The 24,395-nt window shown below is 42.6% G+C and carries 26 protein-coding genes; 14 read left to right on the plus strand and 12 right to left on the minus strand.

Annotation, left to right across the window (positions count from 1 at the left end; all coding sequences use genetic code 11):
• Window positions 1-33: 33 nt before the first annotated feature.
• Entirely contained in the window at window positions 34-408 is a 375-nt protein-coding gene (locus J3L18_RS28495) for a DUF6249 domain-containing protein (protein ID WP_091167589.1), read from the minus strand.
• Between the two features lie 207 nt (window positions 409-615).
• Between J3L18_RS28495 and J3L18_RS28500 the strand changes: the two genes are divergently transcribed.
• From J3L18_RS28500 to J3L18_RS28520, 5 genes are all read left to right on the plus strand, one after another.
• A complete protein-coding gene (locus J3L18_RS28500; RefSeq protein ID WP_129570801.1) occupies window positions 616-1,416 on the plus strand; it encodes a hypothetical protein in 801 nt (266 codons plus the stop codon).
• A gap of 106 nt (window positions 1,417-1,522) precedes the next feature.
• Entirely contained in the window at window positions 1,523-2,179 is a 657-nt protein-coding gene (gene pdeM / locus J3L18_RS28505) for a ligase-associated DNA damage response endonuclease PdeM (RefSeq protein ID WP_129570802.1), read from the plus strand.
• Window positions 2,180-2,360: 181 nt separating this feature from the next.
• Window positions 2,361-3,152 carry a succinate dehydrogenase cytochrome b subunit gene (locus J3L18_RS28510; protein WP_090530615.1) on the plus strand — a complete coding sequence of 264 codons (792 nt, stop codon included), beginning with the start codon at window positions 2,361-2,363 and terminating at the stop codon, window positions 3,150-3,152.
• Between the two features lie 41 nt (window positions 3,153-3,193).
• Complete coding sequence (locus J3L18_RS28515) at window positions 3,194-5,128, plus strand: fumarate reductase/succinate dehydrogenase flavoprotein subunit (RefSeq protein ID WP_129570803.1); 1,935 nt, start codon at window positions 3,194-3,196, stop codon at window positions 5,126-5,128.
• 119 nt (window positions 5,129-5,247) lie between these two features.
• On the plus strand, window positions 5,248-6,033 hold the full coding sequence (locus J3L18_RS28520; RefSeq protein ID WP_091167597.1) for a succinate dehydrogenase/fumarate reductase iron-sulfur subunit: 786 nt from the start codon (window positions 5,248-5,250) through the stop codon (window positions 6,031-6,033).
• Window positions 6,034-6,421: 388 nt separating this feature from the next.
• Here J3L18_RS28520 and J3L18_RS28525 read toward each other — a convergent pair whose 3' ends face one another.
• The 6 genes from J3L18_RS28525 to J3L18_RS28550 form a co-directional block, all read right to left on the minus strand.
• Complete coding sequence (locus J3L18_RS28525) at window positions 6,422-6,739, minus strand: 2Fe-2S iron-sulfur cluster-binding protein (RefSeq protein WP_129570804.1); 318 nt, start codon at window positions 6,737-6,739, stop codon at window positions 6,422-6,424.
• Between the two features lie 2 nt (window positions 6,740-6,741).
• Window positions 6,742-7,752, minus strand: a complete 1,011-nt coding sequence (locus tag J3L18_RS28530; RefSeq protein WP_129570805.1) for an NAD(P)/FAD-dependent oxidoreductase — start codon at window positions 7,750-7,752, stop codon at window positions 6,742-6,744.
• Window positions 7,753-7,829: 77 nt separating this feature from the next.
• Window positions 7,830-8,729: a LysR substrate-binding domain-containing protein gene (locus J3L18_RS28535; protein ID WP_223266237.1), complete on the minus strand. Its 900-nt coding sequence runs from the start codon at window positions 8,727-8,729 to the stop codon at window positions 7,830-7,832.
• A gap of 526 nt (window positions 8,730-9,255) precedes the next feature.
• Entirely contained in the window at window positions 9,256-9,795 is a 540-nt protein-coding gene (locus tag J3L18_RS28540; protein ID WP_129570806.1) for a DUF4199 domain-containing protein, read from the minus strand.
• Between the two features lie 111 nt (window positions 9,796-9,906).
• Window positions 9,907-10,374 (minus strand): response regulator transcription factor, encoded by a 468-nt coding sequence (locus tag J3L18_RS28545; protein ID WP_129570807.1) that lies wholly within the window; start codon window positions 10,372-10,374, stop codon window positions 9,907-9,909.
• Between the two features lie 144 nt (window positions 10,375-10,518).
• Window positions 10,519-10,887, minus strand: a complete 369-nt coding sequence (locus J3L18_RS28550) for a hypothetical protein (protein WP_129570808.1) — start codon at window positions 10,885-10,887, stop codon at window positions 10,519-10,521.
• A gap of 163 nt (window positions 10,888-11,050) precedes the next feature.
• Here J3L18_RS28550 and J3L18_RS28555 point away from each other — a divergent pair, with 163 nt between their 5' ends.
• From J3L18_RS28555 to J3L18_RS28570, 4 genes are all read left to right on the plus strand, one after another.
• Window positions 11,051-12,994 (plus strand): DUF1800 domain-containing protein, encoded by a 1,944-nt coding sequence (locus tag J3L18_RS28555; protein ID WP_129570809.1) that lies wholly within the window; start codon window positions 11,051-11,053, stop codon window positions 12,992-12,994.
• 18 nt (window positions 12,995-13,012) lie between these two features.
• Complete coding sequence (locus J3L18_RS28560; protein WP_129570810.1) at window positions 13,013-14,284, plus strand: DUF1501 domain-containing protein; 1,272 nt, start codon at window positions 13,013-13,015, stop codon at window positions 14,282-14,284.
• Window positions 14,285-14,371: 87 nt separating this feature from the next.
• Window positions 14,372-14,566, plus strand: a complete 195-nt coding sequence (locus tag J3L18_RS28565; protein ID WP_129570811.1) for a hypothetical protein — start codon at window positions 14,372-14,374, stop codon at window positions 14,564-14,566.
• A 332-nt stretch (window positions 14,567-14,898) separates the two neighbouring features.
• Window positions 14,899-15,399, plus strand: a complete 501-nt coding sequence (locus tag J3L18_RS28570; protein WP_129570812.1) for an RICIN domain-containing protein — start codon at window positions 14,899-14,901, stop codon at window positions 15,397-15,399.
• Between the two features lie 89 nt (window positions 15,400-15,488).
• Here the strand turns inward: J3L18_RS28570 and J3L18_RS28575 are convergent, their stop codons facing one another.
• Window positions 15,489-16,094 (minus strand): YceI family protein, encoded by a 606-nt coding sequence (locus J3L18_RS28575; RefSeq protein ID WP_129570813.1) that lies wholly within the window; start codon window positions 16,092-16,094, stop codon window positions 15,489-15,491.
• A gap of 123 nt (window positions 16,095-16,217) precedes the next feature.
• Here J3L18_RS28575 and J3L18_RS28580 point away from each other — a divergent pair, with 123 nt between their 5' ends.
• Together J3L18_RS28580 and J3L18_RS28585 are read left to right on the plus strand one after the other, a co-directional pair.
• Window positions 16,218-17,093, plus strand: coding sequence for a winged helix-turn-helix domain-containing protein (locus J3L18_RS28580; protein ID WP_223266238.1), 876 nt, complete (start codon window positions 16,218-16,220; stop codon window positions 17,091-17,093).
• 330 nt (window positions 17,094-17,423) lie between these two features.
• Window positions 17,424-18,245 carry an alpha/beta fold hydrolase gene (locus J3L18_RS28585; protein ID WP_129570815.1) on the plus strand — a complete coding sequence of 274 codons (822 nt, stop codon included), beginning with the start codon at window positions 17,424-17,426 and terminating at the stop codon, window positions 18,243-18,245.
• Between the two features lie 83 nt (window positions 18,246-18,328).
• Here J3L18_RS28585 and J3L18_RS28590 read toward each other — a convergent pair whose 3' ends face one another.
• Entirely contained in the window at window positions 18,329-19,162 is an 834-nt protein-coding gene (locus J3L18_RS28590) for a glycosyltransferase family 92 protein (protein ID WP_129570816.1), read from the minus strand.
• A gap of 779 nt (window positions 19,163-19,941) precedes the next feature.
• On the opposite strand from J3L18_RS28590, the gene J3L18_RS28595 reads away from it, so the two are divergent.
• The 3 genes from J3L18_RS28595 (at window position 19,942) to J3L18_RS28605 (ending at window position 22,568) form a co-directional block, all read left to right on the plus strand.
• Window positions 19,942-20,964 carry a glycosyltransferase family 2 protein gene (locus J3L18_RS28595; protein ID WP_129570817.1) on the plus strand — a complete coding sequence of 341 codons (1,023 nt, stop codon included), beginning with the start codon at window positions 19,942-19,944 and terminating at the stop codon, window positions 20,962-20,964.
• A 53-nt stretch (window positions 20,965-21,017) separates the two neighbouring features.
• Window positions 21,018-21,596 (plus strand): Crp/Fnr family transcriptional regulator, encoded by a 579-nt coding sequence (locus tag J3L18_RS28600; protein ID WP_243771431.1) that lies wholly within the window; start codon window positions 21,018-21,020, stop codon window positions 21,594-21,596.
• A gap of 75 nt (window positions 21,597-21,671) precedes the next feature.
• Window positions 21,672-22,568, plus strand: a complete 897-nt coding sequence (locus J3L18_RS28605; RefSeq protein WP_129570818.1) for an SDR family oxidoreductase — start codon at window positions 21,672-21,674, stop codon at window positions 22,566-22,568.
• 153 nt (window positions 22,569-22,721) lie between these two features.
• Here J3L18_RS28605 and J3L18_RS28610 read toward each other — a convergent pair whose 3' ends face one another.
• The 3 genes from J3L18_RS28610 to J3L18_RS28620 form a co-directional block, all read right to left on the minus strand.
• The gene (locus J3L18_RS28610) at window positions 22,722-22,904 is read right to left on the minus strand and encodes a LytTR family DNA-binding domain-containing protein (protein WP_091171600.1); all 183 of its coding nucleotides are present in this window, start codon (window positions 22,902-22,904) and stop codon (window positions 22,722-22,724) included.
• Between the two features lie 310 nt (window positions 22,905-23,214).
• Window positions 23,215-23,721 (minus strand): hypothetical protein, encoded by a 507-nt coding sequence (locus J3L18_RS28615; RefSeq protein WP_129570819.1) that lies wholly within the window; start codon window positions 23,719-23,721, stop codon window positions 23,215-23,217.
• On the minus strand, window positions 23,718-24,299 hold the full coding sequence (locus J3L18_RS28620; RefSeq protein ID WP_129570820.1) for an RNA polymerase sigma factor: 582 nt from the start codon (window positions 24,297-24,299) through the stop codon (window positions 23,718-23,720). Before J3L18_RS28620 ends, J3L18_RS28615 begins: the two co-directional genes overlap by 4 nt.
• Window positions 24,300-24,395: the final 96 nt, after the last annotated feature.

Genomic DNA, 24,395 nt, shown 5'->3' on the forward strand with positions numbered 1-24,395 from the left:
TGCGAGGGTAGAAGAGAAGCCGTAGCTGTTTTCTTATTTTTCTTTGTGCAATTCTTCTTTATCCAGCACTTCTCTTTTCTCGATGCGGTATGATAAGAACAAACCTGCCCCTCCAAAAATAGCGATCAATGCTACGTACAAAAAGAAAACATCATCGTCAAAGCTATTGAATATGCCACGGTTTAAAACGTAGGCCAAAAATAGCCCGATACCCGAACCAATAAGCAGTAAGCCCCATTTTAAATTTTGGTAAGGAGCCGATTGCGGTTTATAACTCCTCGGATCCATGTTTCGTTCAATCATAGCTAATTTCTCCCGTTTGTTTAAGTAAACGATCCCGAAGATCATTGCGAATAAGCTGAGGGGTATTATAATTCCTGCTAATACGCCCAATTCACCTGCGCCCATAATATTTGTTTTTTTTAATTAAGTTAATATTGTTTTTTCTCTCTGTAAATACGCCATTGCGGTGTATTTGTAAGCTATGACCACATGTTTTTTAAACAGGTTACACCAATTTTTAATTTTTATTCATTAATTTTTATTTCGCTTTATAACTGCATATTTTAATTACTTTTATATCAGGAATAAAAACAAAACCCGAACGTTATCACAATGAAAAAAACACTCTTTTTCTCGCTTTTAGCGATATTAATCTCATTTAAAACATTTAGTCAGAATACATTTCCCGCAACCGGAAACGTCGGTATTGGAACTACATCACCTGTACGGCCTTTACATATAGCGGGTAACGGGATGCGTATAAGTTCCAATTCCACCTCCACTTCTTATACCGATATTCTTGATGTAACCAATCAATTTGTACTTAATAAAGCTTCGTTAAGCGGTAACACCTTGGTAGACATTAATCCCGTTCCATCTGATACTGTTAGCAATGCTTATATCCGTTTCTTCCGGGGAAGCAAAACTACGGGCGGGGTATATCTTCAACTATGCTCGGGAAATGGCACCTATACAATTAATACAAACCTTTCGGGCAATGGTGCCAACAGCTATATCAATGCTTTAGCCGGGAATGTAGGCATAGGAACCACCTCTCCACATAATAAACTTGATGTAAATGGCACTATACATTCCAAGTCAGTTTTAGTAGACCTTAACGATTGGCCCGACTATGTCTTCGAAAAGGAATACAAAATTCAGTCGTTGAGCTCCCTGGAAAAATACATTGAGCAAAACCATCATTTGCCGGGGATACAGTCTGCTAAGGAAATCACGGAGAAAGGATTAGATTTGGGAGAAACCAATAAAATACTTACCCAAAAAATAGAAGAGCTAACGCTTTATTTAATAGAGAGCGAAAAAAGACAAAAAAACCTTGAGGCTACTGTGGAACAATTACAGAAACATGTAAATACATTGAAGGTGATCAAAAAGAACGAATCACGTAAATAACATCCCGACTGCTGACCAACAGGGCATAATATTTTCTACTCCTGTTGGTCACTTCAATTTGCCTTCGCCAAATTTAAAGTATCTGCAATTTATTAACTTTGCCTTGATGATAAGTGCGGCTACTCCTTTTAACCTGCTGGGGCAGGATCTTTTATTATTACCACAAAAAGCTATTTACTGGCAGCAGCAAAGCGCCCTGATAATTGCCGATGTGCATTTGGGCAAAGTGGGCCATTTCCGTAAAGCCGGCATAGCAATACCAAGGGATATGGAGCAAAGCGACCTGGCTGTACTTTCCGATCTTATTTATGAACACAAGCCGGAAAAGTTAATTTTTTTGGGCGATCTGTTCCACAGCGATATGAATAACGATTGGGATTGGTTTATCCTTTGGCGCAGCCAGTTCCCCGCGTTACAGATCATCCTGGTCCGCGGCAACCATGATATCATTGCAGATAAGCATTATCATAACCTGAATATCGAACTGCACGATGAATTGTTGATCGGCCCCTTCCTCATGATGCACCATCCGCTTGCTGACGACAAGCAGGCAGCGGGTTACGTTTTTTGCGGGCATATCCACCCGGGGGTAAACTTAAGCGGCCGGGCACGTCAAAGCATTACATTGCCTTGCTTTGCCTTCGGCAATAAACAGGGAATTTTACCATCCTTCGGAAAATTTACCGGGCGGGTAGCTATCCGGAGCCTTCAAAACGACAAGATCTTTGCTGTTTTGAAAGATAAAGTTGTTGCCATAGCCTGATTTTTATCTCCAAAATGCACTAAATTCATCAATTTCCCTGTCATCGTATTGTATTTGGATGTTGAATACCAGGGTATTATTTTAGATTGATTCTAAATAGCTTTTTGGTCTCCAATAAGCCAAAACCTCTTCTATGTTTTGTTATTTAATAAATACTTTTGCCTAATAAATCCAATTCATAATGAGCGAATTCAAACAAACCTTAAACTCGTCGCTGGGCAAAAAGCTGATCATGGCTTTAACAGGCTTGTTTCTGTGTACCTTTTTAATTGTGCACGTAGGCGGCAACCTGTTGTTGTTTAACAACGATAACGGTTTCAGTTTTAACGTGTATGCCAACTTCCTTACGCATTTTCCGCCTATTGAAGTTATAGCATACCTGTTGTACCTTTCCATTTTAGTGCATGCACTATACGGTTTGATCCTGACTGTCAAGAACCGTAAAGCCCGCCCTGTACGTTATGCGGTAGCGGCAAAATCTGATGCTTCATGGTCATCAAAAAACATGGGCCTGCTGGGTTCAGTTCTGTTCCTGTTCATCGTTATCCACATGGGCGATTTCTGGTTCCGTTATCATAACGACAAAACCATGGGCTTTAAAGAGTACCGTACCGACCTGGCAACCGGCGAAACAAAAGTTAGCGATTACACCCCGGCCAATGCCGAATTCAGCCACTCGGTATCGACCGAAAACAATGTGGAAGTTGTAAGGGTAAAAGACCTGCACGCGCGTGTTGCTTACAGTTTCAGCAACATTATCTACGTTATATTTTACGTAATAGCCATGGGCGCTGTAGCATTTCACTTGTTACATGGTTTCCAGAGCGCGTTCCGTACGCTGGGCTGGGTACACCGTAAATATACACCGGTAGTTTACTTTATTGGTACATGGCTGTTTGCAGTTATCATTCCGCTGCTTTTTGCCGCCATGCCGGTTTATTATTACTATTTATCAACCCAGGGAGCTCACTAAGTTAGCTGGCCAAAAGCCACAAACATAAATACAAAGAAGAGATGACATTAGATGCTAAAATTCCTCAAGGCCCATTAGCCGAAAAATGGAGCAAGCATAAATTTGATCTGAAGCTGGTTAACCCCGCCAACAAGCGTAAATACGATATCATCATTGTAGGTACCGGTTTGGCAGGCGCTTCGGCAGCTGCCACTTTAGGCGAGCTGGGTTACAACGTTAAGGCATTTTGTTTCCAGGACAGCCCACGCCGTGCACACTCTATTGCTGCACAGGGTGGTATCAATGCCGCTAAAAATTATCAGAATGACGGTGACAGCGTTTTCCGTTTATTTTACGATACCATTAAAGGCGGTGATTACCGCGCCCGTGAAGCCAACGTTCACCGTTTGGCGGAGGTTTCGGTTAACATCATTGACCAGTGCGTTGCACAAGGTGTACCTTTCGCCCGCGAATACGGCGGCTTGCTGGATAACCGTTCATTCGGAGGTTCGCAGGTGTCGCGTACATTTTACGCGAGGGGCCAGACAGGACAGCAGCTTTTATTAGGCGCTTACTCTGCGCTTAACCGCCAGATCCACGCTGGTAAAGTAAAAATGTACACCCGTCACGAAATGCTTGACGTGGTAACTATAGATGGCCATGCCAAAGGCATTGTTACCCGTAACATGCTTACCGGCGCTATCGATACGCATGCAGGCCACGCGGTATTATTATGTACCGGTGGTTACAGCAACGTATTCTACCTGTCAACAAACGCTATAGGCTCAAATGTAACGGCAGCCTGGAGGGCACACAAACGTGGCGCTTTCTTCGGTAACCCTTGCTATACTCAAATTCACCCAACCTGTATCCCGGTAACCGGTGATCACCAGTCTAAGTTAACACTGATGTCTGAATCGCTGCGTAACGACGGTAGGGTATGGGCTCCAAAAACTGTTGAAATTGCCGAGCAATTGCGCAAAGGCACATTGAAAGCAGACCAGGTTAAAGAAGATGATCGCGATTATTTCCTTGAACGTAAATATCCTGCTTTCGGTAACCTTGTTCCGCGCGACGTGGCATCACGTAACGCTAAAGAAATGGTTGAAGAAGGCAGAGGCGTAGGCGGCTCGGGTTTTGCAGTATTCCTTGACTTTGCCGATGCTATTAAACGCCTGGGCGAAGAAACCGTTAAAGCTAAATACGGTAACCTGTTTGATATGTACATCCAGATCACCGACGAGAACCCATACAAACAACCAATGCGTATTTACCCCGCGGTTCACTATACCATGGGTGGCCTTTGGGTTGATTATAACCTGAGCACTACTATCCCTGGCTTATATGCTTTAGGTGAGTGTAACTTCTCCGATCACGGTGCTAACCGCCTTGGTGCATCTGCACTGATGCAGGGTTTATCTGATGGTTATTTCGTGATCCCTTATACCCTTGGCGATTACCTGGCTAAGATTGGCCCTAAAAAGGTTGATACCAGCCACCCGGCGTTTGAAAAAACCAAGCAGGACGTAATTGCCCACGTAAACAAATTGCTGTCATTAAAAGGAACTAAAACCACTAACGAATACCACCGCGAGCTTGGCCACATTATGTGGGAATATTGCGGTATGGCCCGTACCGAAGAAGGCCTGAAAAAAGCCAAAGGTTTGATCCAGGCATTGAAAGCCGATTTCTGGAAAAACGCTATCGTAACCGGCGAAAACGAAGAAGTGAACGCTTCGTTAGAAAGAGCTGGTCGCGTGGCCGACTTTATCGAACTTGGCGAGCTGATGATCGATGACGCTTTAATGCGTAAAGAATCATGCGGTGGCCACTTCAGGGTTGAATCACAAACTGCAGATGGTGAAGCGCTTCGTGATGACGAAAACTTTGCGTTTGTTGCTGCCTGGGAGTTTAAAGGGGAAAATCAGCCGGAAGAGTTACATAAAGAACAGCTGACATTTGAAGCAGTTCATTTATCACAACGTAATTACGCATAGTTAGTGAATGGTTGATTAGGTGAGTAGTTGATTAGGTTTCCTATCCAACAAAAACCACTCTCTTAATCAACCATTCTCCCAATCAACAAAAACAACGATAACTCAAATCTAAAACAAAGATGAGTAACGGAAATATGAACCTGACGCTTAAAGTATGGCGTCAAAAAAATGCTCAAACCGCGGGTAAATTCGTAAGCTACAAAGCCGAAAATATTTCGCCCGACATGTCGTTCCTTGAAATGCTCGACGTGGTTAACGAAAGCCTGACCCACAAAGGCGATGAGCCAATTAACTTTGACCACGACTGCCGCGAAGGTATTTGCGGTATGTGTTCATTATATATCAATGGTCACCCGCACGGGCCAAAACGCGGTATCACTACCTGCCAGCTGCACATGCGTACCTTCCACGATGGTGAAACTATCACCATTGAGCCATGGCGCGCTGAAGCATTCCCTATCGTAAAAGATTTAGCGGTTGACCGCTCTGCTTTTGACAGGATCCAGCAAGCTGGTGGTTATGTTTCAGTGAACACCGGTGGTGTACCTGATGGTAATGCTATCCCAATCCCTAAAGTTATTGCTGATGAAGCTTTTAACTCGGCTACCTGTATTGGTTGCGGAGCCTGCGTTGCTGCCTGTAAAAATGCCTCGGCTATGTTGTTCGTATCGGCTAAGATCACTCAGTTGGGCTTGTTACCTCAAGGTCAGCCGGAGCGCTATCGCCGTGTACAATCAATGGTTGCCCAGATGGACGAAGAAGGTTTTGGCAGCTGTACCAACACCGGTGCCTGCGAAGCCGAGTGCCCTAAGGAAATTAAATTGACTAACATTGCCCGTATGAACAACGACTATTTTAGCGCGAAACTGTTCAGGGAAGAAGAAGTACATGAGCAGGGTCATTAATTGATCTTTCTGTTAGGATATAGTAAACGGCCCGGCTTGTCCGGGCCGTTTTATGTTTTACTCAGAAGCTGTTAAAACGGGTTAAATAAAGTAGGCAATAAAAACGCTTTTGCGTTTTTTGGGAATAAGCACGCAAATTTTTTTATCCGGCTTAAAACTAAGAAACTGTTTAAATATCGACGCATATCGTTTACAGGTAGATAAAACTTCATTGCCGTTGGTTTTAACCAACGGAATAAAGCATTCACAATAAGAGGGCTTCAGCCCAAATCCGCTTGCATAATTAGGCTAAAGCCAGGAGTTTTCGGCTCTTAATCCGTTGGTTAAAACCAACGGCAATTAATATTCTTCATTCTTAAACAGCTTCTTAGAACTCAAGACTTTCGGCTTATTCCTCTCCCACAAGCTTAAATACCATCCCATCCATATCTTCAGAGATCCTGATCTGGCAGGCCAGTCTGCTTGCAGGTGGAGCGTAGGGTAGCGTATCCAATACATCGAGCTCGGTATCCGTAGCAGTAAAATATTCCTCGGGACCTTCTATCACCTGTACGTGACAGGTGGCACAAAGCGCCATACCACCGCAGGTGGCCAGTATATCGTACTCAGATGCCTTCAGTACTTCCATCAGGCTCAGGTTTATGCCTTCCGGAATTTCAACGGCCCTGCTGCCTCCGCCGCGGTCAATTATGGTTAAATTTATCATGGCTAAAAAGCGCTTACACCGTAAACGGTGGTGTATTTAAAACTCAGTTTTTGCTCGGGGTAAACATATTTGAAAGCACTTTGGGCCATTAACGCACTTTCATGAAAACCGCAGAGTATCAGCTTAAGCTTACCCGGGTAGGTATTGATATCGCCAATGGCATAAATGCGCTCAATATTGGTGCTGTAATCAACTGTATTTACCGCGATGGCCGATCTGTCGATATTCAAACCCCAGTCGGCAATAGGGCCAAGCTTAGGGCTAAGGCCAAATAAAGGAATGAGGTGATCGGCTTCAATATGGCTTACCTGCTGGTCCCGGTCAAGCAGGGTAATCTCCTGGAGGCGGTCATCGCCGGTTAAGGCAACTACGTTTGACTTAAGGACCAGGTCGATCTTGCCTTCCCTGGCCAGTTCAAATACCTTTTCGGCACTATCGGGAGCTCCGCGGAAAGTATCCCCCCGATGGACGAGGGTAACCCGTTCGGCTATGTTGCTCAGAAAGATGGCCCAGTCAAGGGCAGAATCGCCGCCACCTGCAAGTACCACTTTTTTATCACGGAAATGTTCGGGATTTTTCACCATGTAGGCTACGCCTTTTCCCTCAAAATCTGTAAGGCGGTCAATTTCCGGTTTGCGGGGTTCAAAACAGCCAAGGCCGCCGGCAATTACTACTACCTGGCAATGAACGGTTGTGCCGTCGTTGGTTATGATATTATAAGATCCGTCATCATTGCGTTGCAGGTTTTCTACCCGCTCGCCCAAACTAAAGGTGGGGTGAAACGGGGCTATTTGCAGCATCAAATTATCCACCAGTTGCTGTGCGGTAACATCAGGATAACCGGGAATATCATAAATAGGTTTATGCGGATAAATTTCGGAAAGCTGGCCGCCAACCTGTGGCAGCACATCGATAAGATGGCAGCGCATTTTTAGCAGCCCGGCTTCAAAAACAGCAAATAAACCAACAGGTCCCGCGCCTATAATGCAGATATCGGTAGTAATTTTTTCCATGTATGATCGCCTTTGATTCAGCAATCAAATTTGCCGCTAAACTAACTGGCAATCAAATGATATAAAGTAATATAAGATTACTTTAAGTTATAATTGGCAAGGCAAAAACGTTTAAATAACTCTATCAGCTTGCTGTGTTTGCCATGCAATTGTATGAACTGAAAAGTGCGGAAAATCTCTAATCCTTTAACATCAATAATGGTGAGCTCGTTGTATTTTAACTCGCTTACTACCGATTGGATGGAGAGAAATGTTGCTGTTTCTGAGTATAAAAGATATTGTTTTATGGCGATACTGCTCTCCAGTTGAATCTCGATGTTCAGGTCTTTAGGGTTGATTTGCACGGCGGCCAGGGCATTGAAGATAACATCCAGGGTGCCCGATCCGGCTTCCCTTAAAACCAACGGGATAGCGGGTAATTGTTTGGGAGTGATCTCGGTCTTTTTGGATAACTTATTGTTAGCACTGGTTACCAGTACAATTTCATCTTTAATAAAATCGGTATAGGATAATTGCGGCGAATGGGCAGCACCTTCTACAATGGCAATATCTATTTTTTCGGCCAGTACCAGCTGCGAGATCTGATCGGTATTGGCCTGGATAAAATTGAAAGTAACCTTAGGATATGTTTTTTTAAACATAGCCAGCAGCTTGGGCAAAATGGTTTGCGCCACGGTGGTACTGGCCCCTATGTGCAGTGTACCGGCTTCCAGGTTGTTAAGCTGTGCCAGTTCAGTTTCCAGGTCGGTATAGGTTTGGAAAATCTTTTCGGCATATTTTTCAAGGATCTTGCCGGCAGTGGTAAGGGAAATATTATTGCCGTTTCGTTTAAACAACTGTGCACTGAGTTGTTGCTCCAGTTCCTTGATATGTTTGGTGACCGCCGGCTGGGTAATAAACAGTTCGGATGCAGCTTTGGTAAAGCTTAACCGCTGTGCTACCGTATAAAAAACCTTCAGCCTGAAATCAAATATCATTGGGGCAATTTAGGAATAAATAGTTTATCCGGCATGGCATTGTGAGTAAGCATCAAGGCAACCTGAAAAAAAATAGTTATGACATAAGGAATTTATTTTAAGGATGTTGTGCGAGGGCAGCGTTAGGGATTGCAGTGTAAAGCCCACAGCGTGGATTGGGATTGTGGGAAGGAAAAGCGAGGACTTGTAACGGAAAGCCCGGGCCGCAGGCAACGCCCAAGCCTATAAAACAGGTCGAAAAATACACTTAGTAATCAATGACTTACAATTATGCCATTACGCAAGTGCGGCGACCACATACTATACAGGGCGGCTATGCCTCCGTGCGATTGCCAGGCTGCTTAATGACATAATTAAAAAAATGGGGTCATGCTGAGCCTGTCGAAGCATAGCGGGGTGGGCCTCTGCGCGCGTCCTTCGACAGGCTACCCATGACAAGCCCTCCACACCTATTGTCATTTCACCTTCGGAGGCCTCCGGATTTTACCTACTCGCAATGATATAAAATTATACCGATGTAGTTATTTTAATTCGTAGCCAATTGTGGGCTGGCATCCTTGCGTTTCAGGATCAAAGCTGCTATCAGCGCAATCACCAGGCCTACGGGCAGTATCTCCATGTAAGTAAGCACGATTACGCCGAAGGGACTTTTGTACATATTAACATAACCGGCCATGCTTGCTTCCTGTTGCTTAAGTTCGGCAGCCGTAGCACCATGGGCTTTGGCTTCCCTTAAAACATGGGCGACGTATTTGGTCATAAAATCGGGGTAAAAGTTATAGAACTCTATTAACCACACAATCACATAAACTGTTGAGGTGATCAACACAATGTAAAGGCCGATCATAAAAGCTTTGCCGAAACTAATTATACCTTCGTTGTATTTGTCACGGTAATTTTTGATGGCTACAAATATCAGCGAAAACGCCAGCAACATGGAGCCATAGCCCACCCACATGTTGCCCTGAAAGTTGGGGTTGTTATAGCAAAGGGCTCCCGAAATTCCCCCGGTAGCAGCAATGATGAGGCCGGAGATTGATCCAAAAACAAATACATTCTTTTTCATATCGTTTTATGTTTTGATAGAGCAAATTTGGCTTGTCAGAAACTTTTCGGGCTCATACTTTAGGGTGATTTTGAAAAATATGCTGCCATTAGTACTAAAGTATGAAGCGGGTTAAGGAATAATGCTGAGCCGCTTCCCCATTTCCACGGCCTGGGTGCGGCGTTTAACCTCCATTTTTTCAAACACCTTTGCCGAATGTGTTTTGATGGTATTCAACGATACAAATAAACGCTCTGAAATTTCCTGGTTACTTAATCCTTCGGCCATTAATTGCAAAACATCAAGCTCGCGTTTGCTGAGGCCAAGCTTTTCCACCTCTGTCTGGTTAATGATAAATTCAGGTCCGTTATTTACATAAACCTGTTTTTCTACAACAACTGTTTTGGGTTTGGTAAGTTTAAGCGCCAGCCAAATTCCTAATACGGTAAAAAATACTGCTATGGCACCCATATAAATTTCATAGGCATTATCAACAATGATCAGTTTAAGCTCAAGCCATTTCAGCAAAAACAACAGCAGTGCAAGTGCTACCGCGTACAGTATGGTATGTTTGTTTTTTGCCAATAAATTTGAAGCCATGTTATGATCACCGATTTATCTTAAAATTAGGATTATTTAAGATAAAGCAGAAAGGCACACAAAACAAAAAAAGCGGAAAACATCCCGCTCTTAAATTTATAATTTGTCAAGTTAATACCTTAATTCTGAAAGTCCTGGTTCCTTTTATTCATCAGCTTTAGCCGCGTCTTTCCTGGCTTTTTTATCAGCTTTTAATTTTGCATAGGCTTTTTGTTGTTCGGGGGTGAAAATCTTGTTTAAGCCGGTGGCGGTGCGTTGTTTAATCTTTTGATTGGCCAGGTGACTGGTTTTTTTATCCTGTTTCAGTTTTTTCAGGCTATCGATACTTGTTGCCTGGGCAAGCAGGATAACATTGACTTTTTTTGCCTGGTCGGCAGTAAGTTTTAAGTTTTTTTGCAGGTGCTCGGTTTTGTTGGCCGCTTTTTGAGCAGGCGTTTTTTCAATCTTTTTTTGTGCGTTGGCTGCGTAGTTTAGTCCGCAGGCAAGGGCCAGTAGCATCAATAGTTTTTTCATATTTTTTATTTTTTGCAGATAATTAATTTATTGACAATATAGATGAGTTTTAGTTTAAATAGATATGCGTATAAGTTTCTTTGACAATTAAATTAAACCAAAGGGTTCTTTTATGGTCGTACTAATGCAAAAGTTAAATTTTTAATTTAATAACCCGGATACTATGAAAAAGGCTGTTAAGTACTGGTGTGGCTTTGTTATGTTGTTGTGTTTGTTTACCGTATTTACTGCCTTTTTGCCGGGCTATCCTAATACAAGTTTAAAATTTCCATATAAGCAGGCGGGTTTAACACCCGAACAGGCCGCGGCTCATTTACTGAGCCGTTTTACTTATGGGGCAACCCCGGGCGAAGTAGAAGAAGTATCCAAAATCGGCCCCGAAAAGTGGTTTGCCCAACAGTTGGATGCCCAACTCCCGGATGATTCCCTTAATCAACTGTTAAATAAATATGATGCCTTAAAACTGAGCAATACAGAAGTTGTTGCCCAATACCCCAAAGGCGCGCAGGTTTTGCGAATGGCTGTAAGGGATGGTATAGTTAACAAAGATTCGGTAAAAACAGATCGCAAAGCTTATCGCGATCAGCTGCAAAACTACATGCAGCAAAACGGATTAAAGCCCAAGCAGGATCTGTTACGTCAATTCATCAACCAAAAAATATTAAGAGCCGCTTACAGCAATAATCAATTACAGGAAGTAATGACCAGTTTCTGGTTCAATCATTTCAATGTATCTATAGTAAAAAACGACTGTTCGCAATATATCCCCGCTTATGAGCGCGATGTGATCCGCCCTAATGCCCTTGGCAAATTTAATGATTTGTTATTGGCCTCTGCCAAATCGCCGGCCATGCTATATTACCTGGATAATTTTAGCAGCTCGGGGAATAAGGACAATATGGAGCAAAGTAACAGGCCGATCCGCCGCCGGCTGATGCAGCAAATGCAGGGTGCGGATACAGGTCGTTTTGCCAATATGCCCAAACTAAACAAAGCAAAAAAAGCACAGGGGCTTAATGAAAATTACGCCCGCGAGGTAATGGAACTGCATACTCTTGGCGTTGACGGCGGCTATACCCAGCAGGATGTTACCCAGGCGGCTAAAGTACTTACCGGCTGGTCGGTTTATCCAATGGGCACTTACGGACAAGCGGGCCAAAAACTCATGAACCGTATTGGGGATGAAAAACTGCAAAGCCGCGGTTTTGTACATGAGGGCGATTTTCTGTTTAACCCTAACAAGCATGATAATGGCGAAAAGACGGTATTAGGCCATCATTTTGCTGCCGGGGGCGGGTACGAGGAGGGCGTGCAACTGCTTAATATGCTGGCACATCAACAAGCTACGGCGAAATTTATAGCAAAGAAAATAGCTGTGCGCTTTGTGAGCGATAACCCGCCGCAGAGCCTTATTGATAAAATGGCCCGTACCTTTATGGATAAGGATGGGGATATTAAACAGGTACTGATCACCATGGTTGATGCGCCTGAATTTTGGAGCGCTGCAGCCGTAAGGGAAAAAACTAAATCGCCCTTTGAACTGGCCATAGGCTCGGTACGTTCATTGCATGCCGATATTACCCAGCCTTACCAGTTGTTTAACTGGATCAATAAAATGGGCGAAAAAATGTACTATTACCAGGCCCCGACCGGCTTCCCCGATAAAGGCCAATACTGGATCAATACCGGCGCGCTGCTTAACCGCATGAACTTTGGTTTGGCGCTGGCATCGGGCCGGATCCCCGGCGTAAAGGTTGACCTTGCAGCACTCAATAACCATCACGAGCCCGAAAGTGCACAGGCCGCGCTCATCACCTATAGTAAAATCATTATGCCGGGCCGTAAGCTTGATGAAACCATCAAACGGCTTACCCCCATGCTTAACGATCCCAAACTTATGGAAAAGGTTGGCGAAGCCAGCGCTAAAACTCCTGTTGCAACCTCGGTGCCGGTGGCTGCCAGTGATGAGATGATGGATCAGCAGGCGGGTTTAAAAGGCAAACGGAAAAATAATTTTATAGCGATGCAAAGCACCTCCGGCAATAATTCTATGCTGGCGCAGGTGGTTGGCGTTATCATTGGTTCACCCGAATATCAAAGGCGTTAATTGCAGGAGGATTTAAAAATGGTATCAAGAAGAGGCTTTTTAAAATCGGGCGGACTGGCCCTTTTAGGTGTAGGATTACTGGGCGGCATACCCGGTTTTTTAGCTGAGGCAGCCGCGAGCGAAAAAATCTCATCGCCCTATAAAAAGAAAAAAGCGCTGGTATGTATCTTTCAGCGGGGAGCTATGGATGGCCTGATGGCTGTTACTCCGTTTACAGATGATTATTTGAAAGCTGCCCGGCCAAACCTGTTCATGTCGGCTGCCAAAAGTGGTACAGGTAATCCGCTGATAGACCTGGACGGGCGTTTTGGTTTGCACCCTGCCATGAAGGCCTTTGAACCCATGTTTCGCGAAAAACGTTTGGGCATTGTTCACGGTATTGGCTCGCCTAATAATACCCGCTCGCATTTTGATGCACAGGATTATATGGAATCGGGCACTCCATTTAATAAAGGCACCTCAAGCGGCTGGCTTAACCGGGCTGTGGGTTTGCTTGGGCATGACGCGCTTACACCGTTTACGGCCGTGAGTATGACATCGGCCATGCCACGTTCTTTTTATGGCGACAACCCTTCGGTAGCCATCAGCAATTTGCAGGATTTTGCAATTCAAATGCGGGGTAATCCTGCCGGAGCCAATATCGCGGCCAAAAGTTTTGAAGATCTGTATGATCAAACCGCATCAGGCTTACTGAAACAAACCGGAAAGGAAAGTTTTGAGGCTATGAAAATGCTGCAGAAAACCGATGTTAAAAATTATACACCTGCCAATGGCGCTGTTTACCCCAACTCGGCATTGGGCAATTCGCTGAAACAAATAGCCCAGCTCATTAAAATGGATGTAGGACTGGAAGTTGCCTTTGCCGAATCGAACGGTTGGGATACCCACTTTAACCAGGGAACCGAAAACGGCATCTTCGCCCGTAATGTTGCCGACCTAAGCAACAGCATAATGGCCCTGTGGACCGACCTGGGCACCTACCAGGACGATGTTACCATAATGACCATGACCGAGTTTGGCCGTACCGTGCATCAAAACGGGACTGGTGGTACCGATCACGGTCGTGCCTCATGTAACTTTATTTTAGGTAATGATGTAAGCGGCGGTTTAGTGTATGGCGATGTAAAGCCGCTCGCCGTTGAAAACCTTGAAGATGGCCGTGACCTTACCGTAACTACCGACTTTAGAAGTGTGTTCAGCTCAGTAGCTGATAAGCATCTTGCGATAAATAATGATCATATACTGTTTCCCGACTGGAAAGGGGATAGGGTGAATGTAATGAAGGGATAAAAGCATACTGCCGCGGTTTTAGCGATAGCATAACCCGTGATTGGATATCCCTGAAGTTTCCAACTTCAGCTCATTCACTGGCTGAAGTTGGCTGATAACGTAAATCGGCCTAAAACCGGGCAAGCACTTTGCTTGCGAAAGCAACAACTTTTAGCTATTAAAAATGGTGGCGCTGTTTTGTCAGTACTTTTTTTCCAAAACCTTCCAGGTTTATTTTTGCTTAAAAAATATCAAAAAATCAGTAGTATAAAAGCCTTCGAAAAAGCACTGTTGAAACATTAACTTTATATTCTCTAAAGTTTTAATAATTGATTATCAATTATTTGGATATGTTTCACTAAAATCGTTAAAGCGTTTATTATCAGAACAGATGACGTTTTAATGTGTTTCGTGTTTCACTCTTAAAATTTGGAACATGATGTTGTTTCAGAAAAAAAGGCTTGGGTGTTTTTCCAATTTTTTATGGGGAATTAAAATTTGGGGACACCACATTTGTTACAATCAATTCGCATGCAACACATCTACCGCTTTGATACATATCGACTAAAAACTGAATCAATTTTGATAACAGCTGTTTGCAGTTTGTATCTAAATTTGTTTAAATCGATATACCTATGAAAAAAATTGCCTGGCTGTTATGTTTCCTGTTACCTGGCCTCGCGGTTTCGGCCCAACAAATTAAAGGGAGCTATGCTATTAAAAATGAGCAAACCGGGATGCTGTTACGGGTTAAAGACGCACATTCAGAAAATGGTACCCCACTGGTTGCTTACTATCCCGAAAACTGGAAATGCATGACCTGGAATTTTAAACATGTTGCAGGGAATACCTATCAGCTTCAGAATTTGCTTACCAATAAAACATTCCAGCCTAAGGGCGATGCTGATGTAAACGTAGCTTTAGAGGAACAACCGCTTAACACGAACAGCACCAATCAGCAATATGAGTTTGAGGCGATAGACCATGATACTTTCATGATTAAACTGAAAGGGACAGACTTATACATTACGCCATCTGATAAAAAAGGGGCAGTTAACTCACAGATAGTTTTAGCTAAAAAGACAAATACAAAAGATCAGTATTGGAATATTTACGAACAATCGCCTACCATGTGATTCACTATCTTAAGACACTGTGCTAACCGGTAATATTATAACCAGGCCTGAAATAGGATTCTGCAACGGTATCTGCCCAAAACAGTGCGTTAATCGGCCGTAAATATAAGATTCAACGAAACCGCTATCTCGTCGGTAACAACTGTGTTTTTTACGGCCGAAAAGAAATCCCATGCTTCCCGCCTGGGCTGCATATCGATTTTCCACTTGATACGGTCAATTGTGGTATTTGCCTTAGCGTTGATGATATCGTTCTTTTTAATGATAGCTGCTATAAATTGAATGGGATTGCTGATCCCTTTTATGGTAAGGATGCCGGTCACGTTAAAGTTGGTTGACTGGCCAACGCGTGTAATTTCTTTAACAACCATGGTTGCTTCCGGGTACCGGTTTACTGAAAAAAAGCCCTCTTTTTTCAATTCTTCATCTACCTTTTTATTCCCGGCCGCATCGGCATGATCGGTACTGTGCATGGTATTCATATTCAGGCTAAAGGTGCCGTTTTTTGGTTCACCGCCAGCCGTATACTCCAGGCTGCCCGATTTAAAAAGCAGATAGCCGTAATGGCCACCCATAGTTTTGCGGGTATCCCATAAAACTTTACTTTTTTTAATATCTAAATGGTAGGTTTGCTGTGCAGAGGCTGGGATCAAGGCCATGGACAGCCACAGGATAATTGCGTATTTTCTTAACATACATAAGTGATTTATTTGGCAAACCTACTCAGCTTCAGCGCGTTTGTTATTGCCGATATTGTAAATAAAATTGTAAACTTTGTAAATTAAATCTCCGGGAATATGGCCGGTTCCAAACTACCAATGAATAAGACAACCAAACGCTTGCTGGGGCTTGGCTCCCTGCTGCTCATGACCCTTTTATGTGTTGCTTTCAGTTTTACCGGTAAGGATGACTTTGATATGGCCCGGCAGGAAATTCTGCTCCGGAAAATTGGGCACGAGGTGCTATTATATTCGGGGGATAGTACATCTCGGGTGATGCCGGTACAAAAGATTGCCGAAAATGAGTACCAGTTACGGTTTGAGAATGAATTTTCTTTTCAGCCCGATTCGCTTGTGAAAGCAATCAGTAGCGCGTTGGCAAAGGACAACCTGGCTAACGACTATATTGTGAATGTTTTAAATTGTGGAGGGAGCAGTGTGATATTTGGCTATGCTATATTCAAAAATAAAAAGGACAACATAATGCCCTGCTCGGGGCGGAAACAACCTAAAAGCTGCTACGTGATCAACCTCAAATTCAAAAGCCAGGGATGGGGTGTACCTCAAAAAGGATATTTAATTGGCGGGATACCTTTATTGGCGTTTATCGGGCTTGTAATTTCAATGTCGGGTAAAAGCCGGAAAAATACAGTTGTAAACAGCCCTGCCGCTGAGCATGGTTTTAAAATAGGTAATATTATATTTAACCCGGCCAGGCGGCAGTTGCACAGCGCCGGAATGATTACCGAGCTCACCTTAAAAGAAAATAAACTGCTGCTCATCTTTGCGCGGTCGCCAAATGAGATCATTGAAAGGAGCAGGCTTCAAAAAGAGATTTGGGAAGACGAGGGAGTAATTGTTGGCCGGAGCCTTGACATGTTCATATCAAAACTGCGAAAAAAACTGGAGCATGATCCGGCTATTAAACTGGTGAATATACACGGCAAGGGATATAAGCTGGAAATCAACGGATAATTACTTTTGTAACTATAAGCTTCGCTGTATATCTGTACAGGTAATCCGCTGTCTACATACTATAACGTGTTTTTTTATAAATGATTTTTAGCGCCGATAAACGTTGTTAAGCTTTCCGTCAAAAAAATAGTCGATTTATCGCATCCAGGTAAATTTCGATACAGTTTTGAAAGGCTCTCCCTTAATTCACTATTTTTGGATGCCGGCCAGCTTTATTTGCGGATATGATATATATCTAAAGAAAAACCTAAAGGCATTACTTTGATAATCATTTGCGAAAAATGCCCTGCATCTTCAGCGCTTTATTAATCACCATAATTGAAAAACAAAATGAGTAAAATTACAGTAAAAGACGGAACCGAAATTTATTACAAGGACTGGGGAACCGGGCAACCATTAGTTTTCCATCACGGCTGGCCTTTATCTGCCGATGACTGGGATGCTCAGATGTTCTTTTTCCTTGAACAAGGTTATAGGGTGATAGCCCATGACCGCCGCGGCCATGGACGTTCAAGCCAAACCGCAACAGGTAATGAAATGGATACCTATGCAGCTGACGTTGCCGAGCTTGTTGAGGCGCTTGACCTGAAGGGTGCAATCCACATCGGTCACTCTACAGGTGGTGGAGAGGTTATTCGTTACGCTGCAAAATATGGAAAAGGACGTATCGCCAAAGCTGTGCTGATTAGCGCGGTTCCTCCGGTTATGGTTCAAAGCGAAAGAAATCCTGATGGTGTTCCGATTGCCGTATTTGACGAGATCCGCGAAAGCACTGCAACCCAAAGGAACCAATTTTACCAGGACCTGACTATTCCGTTTTATGGCTATAATCGTGAAGGTGCTAAAATTTCACAAGGCATCAGGGACAACTGGTGGCGCCAGGGTATGATGGGCGGTATAAAAGCACATTACGACTGTGTTAAAGCTTTTTCGGAAACAGATTTTACAGAAGACCTTAAAAGTGTAGATATTCCCGTGCTTGTTTTACACGGGGAAGATGACCAGATAGTTCCGTTTGCAAACTCGGCACTAAAATCTATAAAGCATCTGAAAAATGGTAAATTGATCTCCTATCCAGGTTTTCCGCATGGTATGCCTACTACCGAGGCTGCAACCATCAATAAAGATCTTTTAGCTTTTATTAAAGAATAATATTAAACTTTATTTAAAATAAATGACTTTAAAAAAATCGACTGCCCGGAAAAAGGCAGTCGATTTTTTACCCGATTTACAAGTTATTCCACAGGTTCCATTTTTAATTCCTCTGTTTTAACTTTAATTATTTCAAGTATCGTTGTGTCCTGTATAACGTTTGTGTCATCGTTATGCTCGTGAAAATCAGCCATTTTTCTGACCCTGATCGTATCACCGGCGCCCCGGCTAATTTTTTCCAGATATTCTTCTTCCGACCGGCAGTAATAATGATTTATTTGAATCTTATCTACACTCACATCTGAAAACGCACCTACCACCGGCTCAAAATTTTCATTTACAGCAAACTTTTCGTTCTTGTAATAAAAATAATGGGGGTTATCACATTTGTCAGCAAACTTTGGCTGAATGATACATTTGGTATGGCGGTTTTTGGGAAAGTTTGTTTCCGATCGTAATACAAAACTCTCCAATTGTGGTTTATTGGTTCGTTTTTTATGGCCGTTTGAACCAAATATAAGCCAGTTAACATTGAGGGCTCCATATTCTTTATAATCTTCAAGAAACTCAGAAAGATTGTATGGATAGGCTTTGGGAACAATAAATTCATCCATATCAACAAATGCTATCCATTGGGTGGATTCACCAAACCTGTTAACACAGTCGGTATAAGCATTCATCTGTTGCCCCTGCCCTTTTATTTTTCTAACAGTTACATAGGAGTTTAACTTCAATTTCTTCAACGTCTCCTTGACGGGAATTTTGCTCTCGTTGTCATAGAGATAAAAATGCTCTACTCCAATTAATAAGTAATAATTTATCCATTCTTCAAGGTAAGCATTTTCGTCTTTTATGATAGCGCAAATAGTGAGCTTGTAGTTCCGTTTTGATTTTGTAAAATATCTTAGGGCATGCATAGATATATTCAGATTAGTTTGTAAATAAGGTTTAGTTACCGGCTAACTTGTTGTACAAGGGCTTATCAGGTATTGTGCCACTGGGCAAATCTTCTTGCAAATTCATTTTTGATAAGTCTTTACGTTCCTTCGCAAACGAAAACAAATCATCATAATCGACAAACATGATTTAGAATAGCTGAAATCAATACATATTACCTTGTATAATAACGTGCGATATAGTTTTTCAATATAATTTTTGTCGGCAGACTTCAGGTTATGATATCCTTCCATATTGCCGGATAATAAAATATTATTATTTTTTAATTACGATAAAAATTTTGCGAACGCTACATACTTTCTGAAGTAACTTGCCTTTTATGTCAATTTTTCCGTTGCCTTTGAAACAGTTGGGCAGTAATATTATTATTGACGATCTGGTATTAATTGTTTCCCGGCGATTATTTAAACTGCAAAATCTTGTTTTTAAAGCAGGAAACTACAACTGATTAAAGAAAATGAAAGCTGTTTGTAACACAATTATGTTATTGGGTATAAATCCCAAAGATATAAAAACATATATACAATTGTAAAGGCTTCCTCCCCGTCATTCTGTTATTAATACAAAAAACCTGGTTATCTGCCGGTTATGCCTGTTTTAAGTACCGCCGAAGAAAGGCATCAATATTGATTGAAGTTTTCTTCATGATTATATCGTATAAGTTAATTTCGGCAGGTTAAATACGTTAAAAATGAATGAAATGTAATTATTCGTTAAAAGTTTACGTTAATACATAGTAATGAACAAAAGTTTACTACCTATGACAGACGCCCCTCTTGTTTCTATTGTACTGTGCACATACAACGGAGAGAAGTACCTGCATCAGCAATTGGACACGTTGATTACACAAACTTATGAAAACGTTGAAATTATAGCAGTTGATGATTGCTCTTCAGACAGTACATATAGTATTCTGCAGCAATATGCATCCTTGCATCCCCGAATCCATGTTTATAAAAATGACAGTAACATTGGATTTGCTAAAAACTTTGAAATAGCTTTTGGGTATTCAAAAGGAGAACTCATAGCTTTTTGTGATCAGGATGATTTATGGCACCCTGAAAAGATTGAGTTACAGGTAAACGCAATAGGTAACAACCAGCTTATTTATCATGATTCGGAGTTTATTGATGAACATGGCAAGCGCTTTTGTTATTATAACTCCGAAGTTGTTAATGAAAGCGGAAGTAATTACAACTACAAAATGTCGGATGTTTATAATTTTTATAAAGGCAACGATCCGGAAGTTTTCCTGCTGCAAAATTGTGTTTCCGGCCATGCTATTATGGCGCGGCGTGATTTACTGAAGCACGCCCTTCCTTTTAATAAAGAGTTTTATCACGATTGGTGGCTAAGTTATGTTGCTGTTAATATTGGTACTATAGATTTTATACCAAAGTGCTTGGTTAAGTATCGTCGCCATGAAGAAAGTAGCACCGTAAAGGATAAAAAAGCGGAAACTAAAGGTCAAAAGCTAAAGCAGGATATCAAATGGATAGCTCATTGTTTAAAATTTAAGTCAAACAAGAACCCTGAATTTGTAAAAAGGCTGTATAATCTTTATAGCGGCTATACCAGCCATTTTTTGTCCCTGCGTTTATGGTGGCTCCTTAAACAAAATGCCCATAAATTATATTACTTAACCAAGCGCAGTGAAATATCACAACAACGCGATGTAAACCGGTTTATCTGGGGTGTGAGGTCTCGAGATTTTTGGTATACGCATATCAAAAAGAAGCCGGAAAAAGTATTCAACATTTGAGTTTCATGCTTTGGTGGTAGCTCACTTGCTATTGAAATGTTTATTATTTTTGGATGATGCATCCGGAATTTGAAACATATCTGCGAAGGAGTGGCCTGGCTGAGGAAGCGGTCCTCAGGGTCAGTGATCTGGCAGTGGCAAGAAAATTGCGCCGTAATGAGCTCCTTTTTAGCGCAGGCGAAATTTGCCGGCACAAGGTATTTGTTGTAAGCGGGCTACTGCACACGTTCAATATCTCGGCGGGAGGTAATCAGCATATTTTGCAATTTGCACCGGAAAACAGCTGGACGCTTGATGTTGAAAGTTATGACCGGCAGGTACCCTCGCAAGTGAGCATAGGAGCAGTAGAACCCAGCGCGATACTCTGCTGGCAAAAAAAGGATTTCGATATGTTGCTGGCAGAGGTGCCGCAACTAAAAAAATTTGCCGAAGGCCTTATTGCCCGTAATATCCATTACAGCCGGAAGCGGATCCTGATTTCATTAAGCGCAACGCCCGAAGAAAAGTATGAAGATTTTATCCAAACCTTCCCGGACTACCTGGCTCGTTTGCCCCTGCGTATGATTGCCGCTTATTTGGGCATCTCCATAAAAACCCTTACCCGTACCCGTCACGCGCAGCTCCTGCGCTAATTGAAATTATGGTCAGCTGACCATCTTTAGCATGATTTTATTGGGGAATTTTGTATCAAATAAAATCATTGACCTATGCGTGTATTTGTAACCGGAGCCTCAGGATTTGTAGGCTCAGCAATAGTAAAAGAACTTTTAGAGGCAGGCCATGAGGTACTTGGCCTCGTCCGTTCAGATAAAGGCGCTGAACAATTGGCATCAACCGGTGCCGAAGTATACCTTGGCGACATCAACGACCTGAAATTTATTCAGCAAGGTGCCGCCGCGTGCGATGCTGTAATCCATACGGCTTTTAATCATGATTTTTCACAGTTTAAGGCCAATTGTGAAGCCGATCGGAAGGTAATTGAAGCCCTGGGCGATACACTTGTCGGAACAAGTAAACCTTTAGTTATTACCTCCGGAGTAGGGCTTTTGAATTATGGCCGGCTGGTTACAGAAGATGACGCGCCGCCTGCAGGATCAGATGTTATTCCGCGCGTAGCTTCAGAGGAGGCCGCTGCGGCTGCCGCGGCAAAAGGTGTAAAAGTTTATACGGTGCGCCTGTCGCCCAGTGTGCATGGTGAGGGCGACCATGGTTTTGTACCGATGATCATTAATATGGCCCGGGAAAAAGGAGAATCGGTCTATATAGCTGAAGGGAGCAATCGCTGGCCTGCCGTTCACCGTTCAGATGCCGCAGTTCTATATCGCCTGATTATAGAAAAGCAACCTGGGCTTCGTGTGTTTCACGCCGTAGCTGAAGAAGGTATCGAATTTCGCGAAATTGCCGAAGCAATTGGTCTGGGCCTGCATTTGCCTGTACTGAGCAAAACAGGTGATGAAGCGGCGGCGCATTTTGGCTGGTTTTTACACTTTGCATCATTGGGTTGCCCCTCATCCAGCGAAAAAACACGCGCGGCCCTAAATTGGCAGCCTAAAGCTGTCGGGTTAATTGCTGATATGAGAGCTGCCGGTTATTTCCGGCAATAACATTGACCAAAACTTTAAGTTTACTCAAAGAACAAAAGCCGTCGTATACTTTTGCGATGGCTTTTGTTCTTTGGTTATTGGGTGATGAGTAAAAAACAAGCTTAGGTAACCAAACCAAGGATAACTTCATAATAAGCACCGCTCACCGGCAATTCAATACCTGCTTAATTGCACTGTACGATTTTGTAAGGATTTTATTTTACCTACCGGAACAATATACCTGTGGTGAATGCGCTGAAATTTTGCAGAAGGCAGCTTTTTCAATACCTCTTTTAATGGCATTAGCGTAAGTATGGGCTTGTCATTGGTTAAATGGATCCGGATATAATTTTCCATCGGGGAAATTTTAAATGGAATCTGTTATTGGTTTGAGAGAAGGATCGCCTTTAAAAAATAAAAGCCTCCCAACCTTGCGTCGGGAGACTTTCAACCTAAACCTTATCACAATTAAACCGGTAAGTTTACCAGTTCGTGAATCTTGTTACAATCACTGTGCCAAAAGCGGCGACTTTTTAAATTTTTATTTAATGTATTCTTGTTGATACATTAATCATAGGTTAAAACTGAGATTCCTGTTACAAAAGCCAGGTGTGACCAGTGTCAATATGACACTTTGGATGATTTGGCATATAGAAAACTGAACACTTTATGCCTCTTTTGCAGCTTTTTTTCTACGCAGATAACTGTCAGTTAAAAATAGCGCCAAAATTACGTCAAACACGAAAAAACTTTTCATGAAAGCGCTATTGAAAATGGCGTTGGCTGCAGGCAATTTTAAATTTGCAGGTAGTTTAATGTTTACAACACTGAACGGATTTCCAGAAATTTGGACATTTGAAACGGTGATTGCCAGCAGGGCCAATATGCTTAGCACAAAAAAAGCCGCAATACCCAGTATAATCTTTTTATTTATAGTTGATTTTAGAGGTGCCAGTGCCTGATCTGCCCTGATAGCCTCCATTACATTATAGTTAAAGGCCATTGATGGTTCATCAAGTTCCAGGCCGGCAAACTCCTGGTTTAGCACAAGCAGCTCTGTGTACTTTTGTTTGTACAGCTTATCTTCCTCAATAAGCCGGGCAATGGCTTCCTGCTCAGCCGGTGTGCAGGTACCATCAATATAGTTCCAAAGTTTTTCTTCGATGGTGTTCATATCAGTTCTTTCACCTCGTGTTTTAAATTGCGCTCCAGCTTTTCTTTCAAACGCTGGCGTGCCCTAAATAGTTTAACCTTAACGGTATTTGTTTCAATACCCATTGTTTGGGCAATTTCTTCTAACGATTGCTCCCCCTTATAAAAGAGGGTAATAATAGTGGCGTCATCGGGCAGTAATTGCTCAATTGCCTGGTTCAGGTAATATGACCGCGATTTGTTTTCTGCGTTGTTGGTATCATATGCCGATTCATGGCTCTCAACCTGTACAAATGTACCTTCATCATCAATCGAATCGGTATCCACCCGTTTCTTTCTTAAAAATGTCATAGCTGTAGTATAAATTATACTATACAGCCAGGTACTGAATTTTGACTGCCCCTGGAACGAAGCCAGCGAGCGGTACGCTTTCACAAAACAATCCTGCGCAATCTCTTCAGCATCTTCCCGGCCCTTTGCAAAACGCAGGGCCAGCGTAAAAACAAAACGCTGGTGCCGCTTAACCAAATCAGTGTACGCGAACTGGTTACCAGCCAGGGTTTGCTCAATAAGTTCGATATCTGAAAGCTTGCTCTGCATTATATAACCCCTGTGACCACACTTTTACAGACCAGGTTACACCTTTATGTAAATATAATTTATTTTGATGGGAATAGATACGGTATTAGGGGATTG

Origin of the sequence: Mucilaginibacter gossypii, from assembly GCF_017569325.2 — a bacterium.
Taxonomy (GTDB): Bacteria; Bacteroidota; Bacteroidia; order Sphingobacteriales; family Sphingobacteriaceae; genus Mucilaginibacter; species Mucilaginibacter gossypii.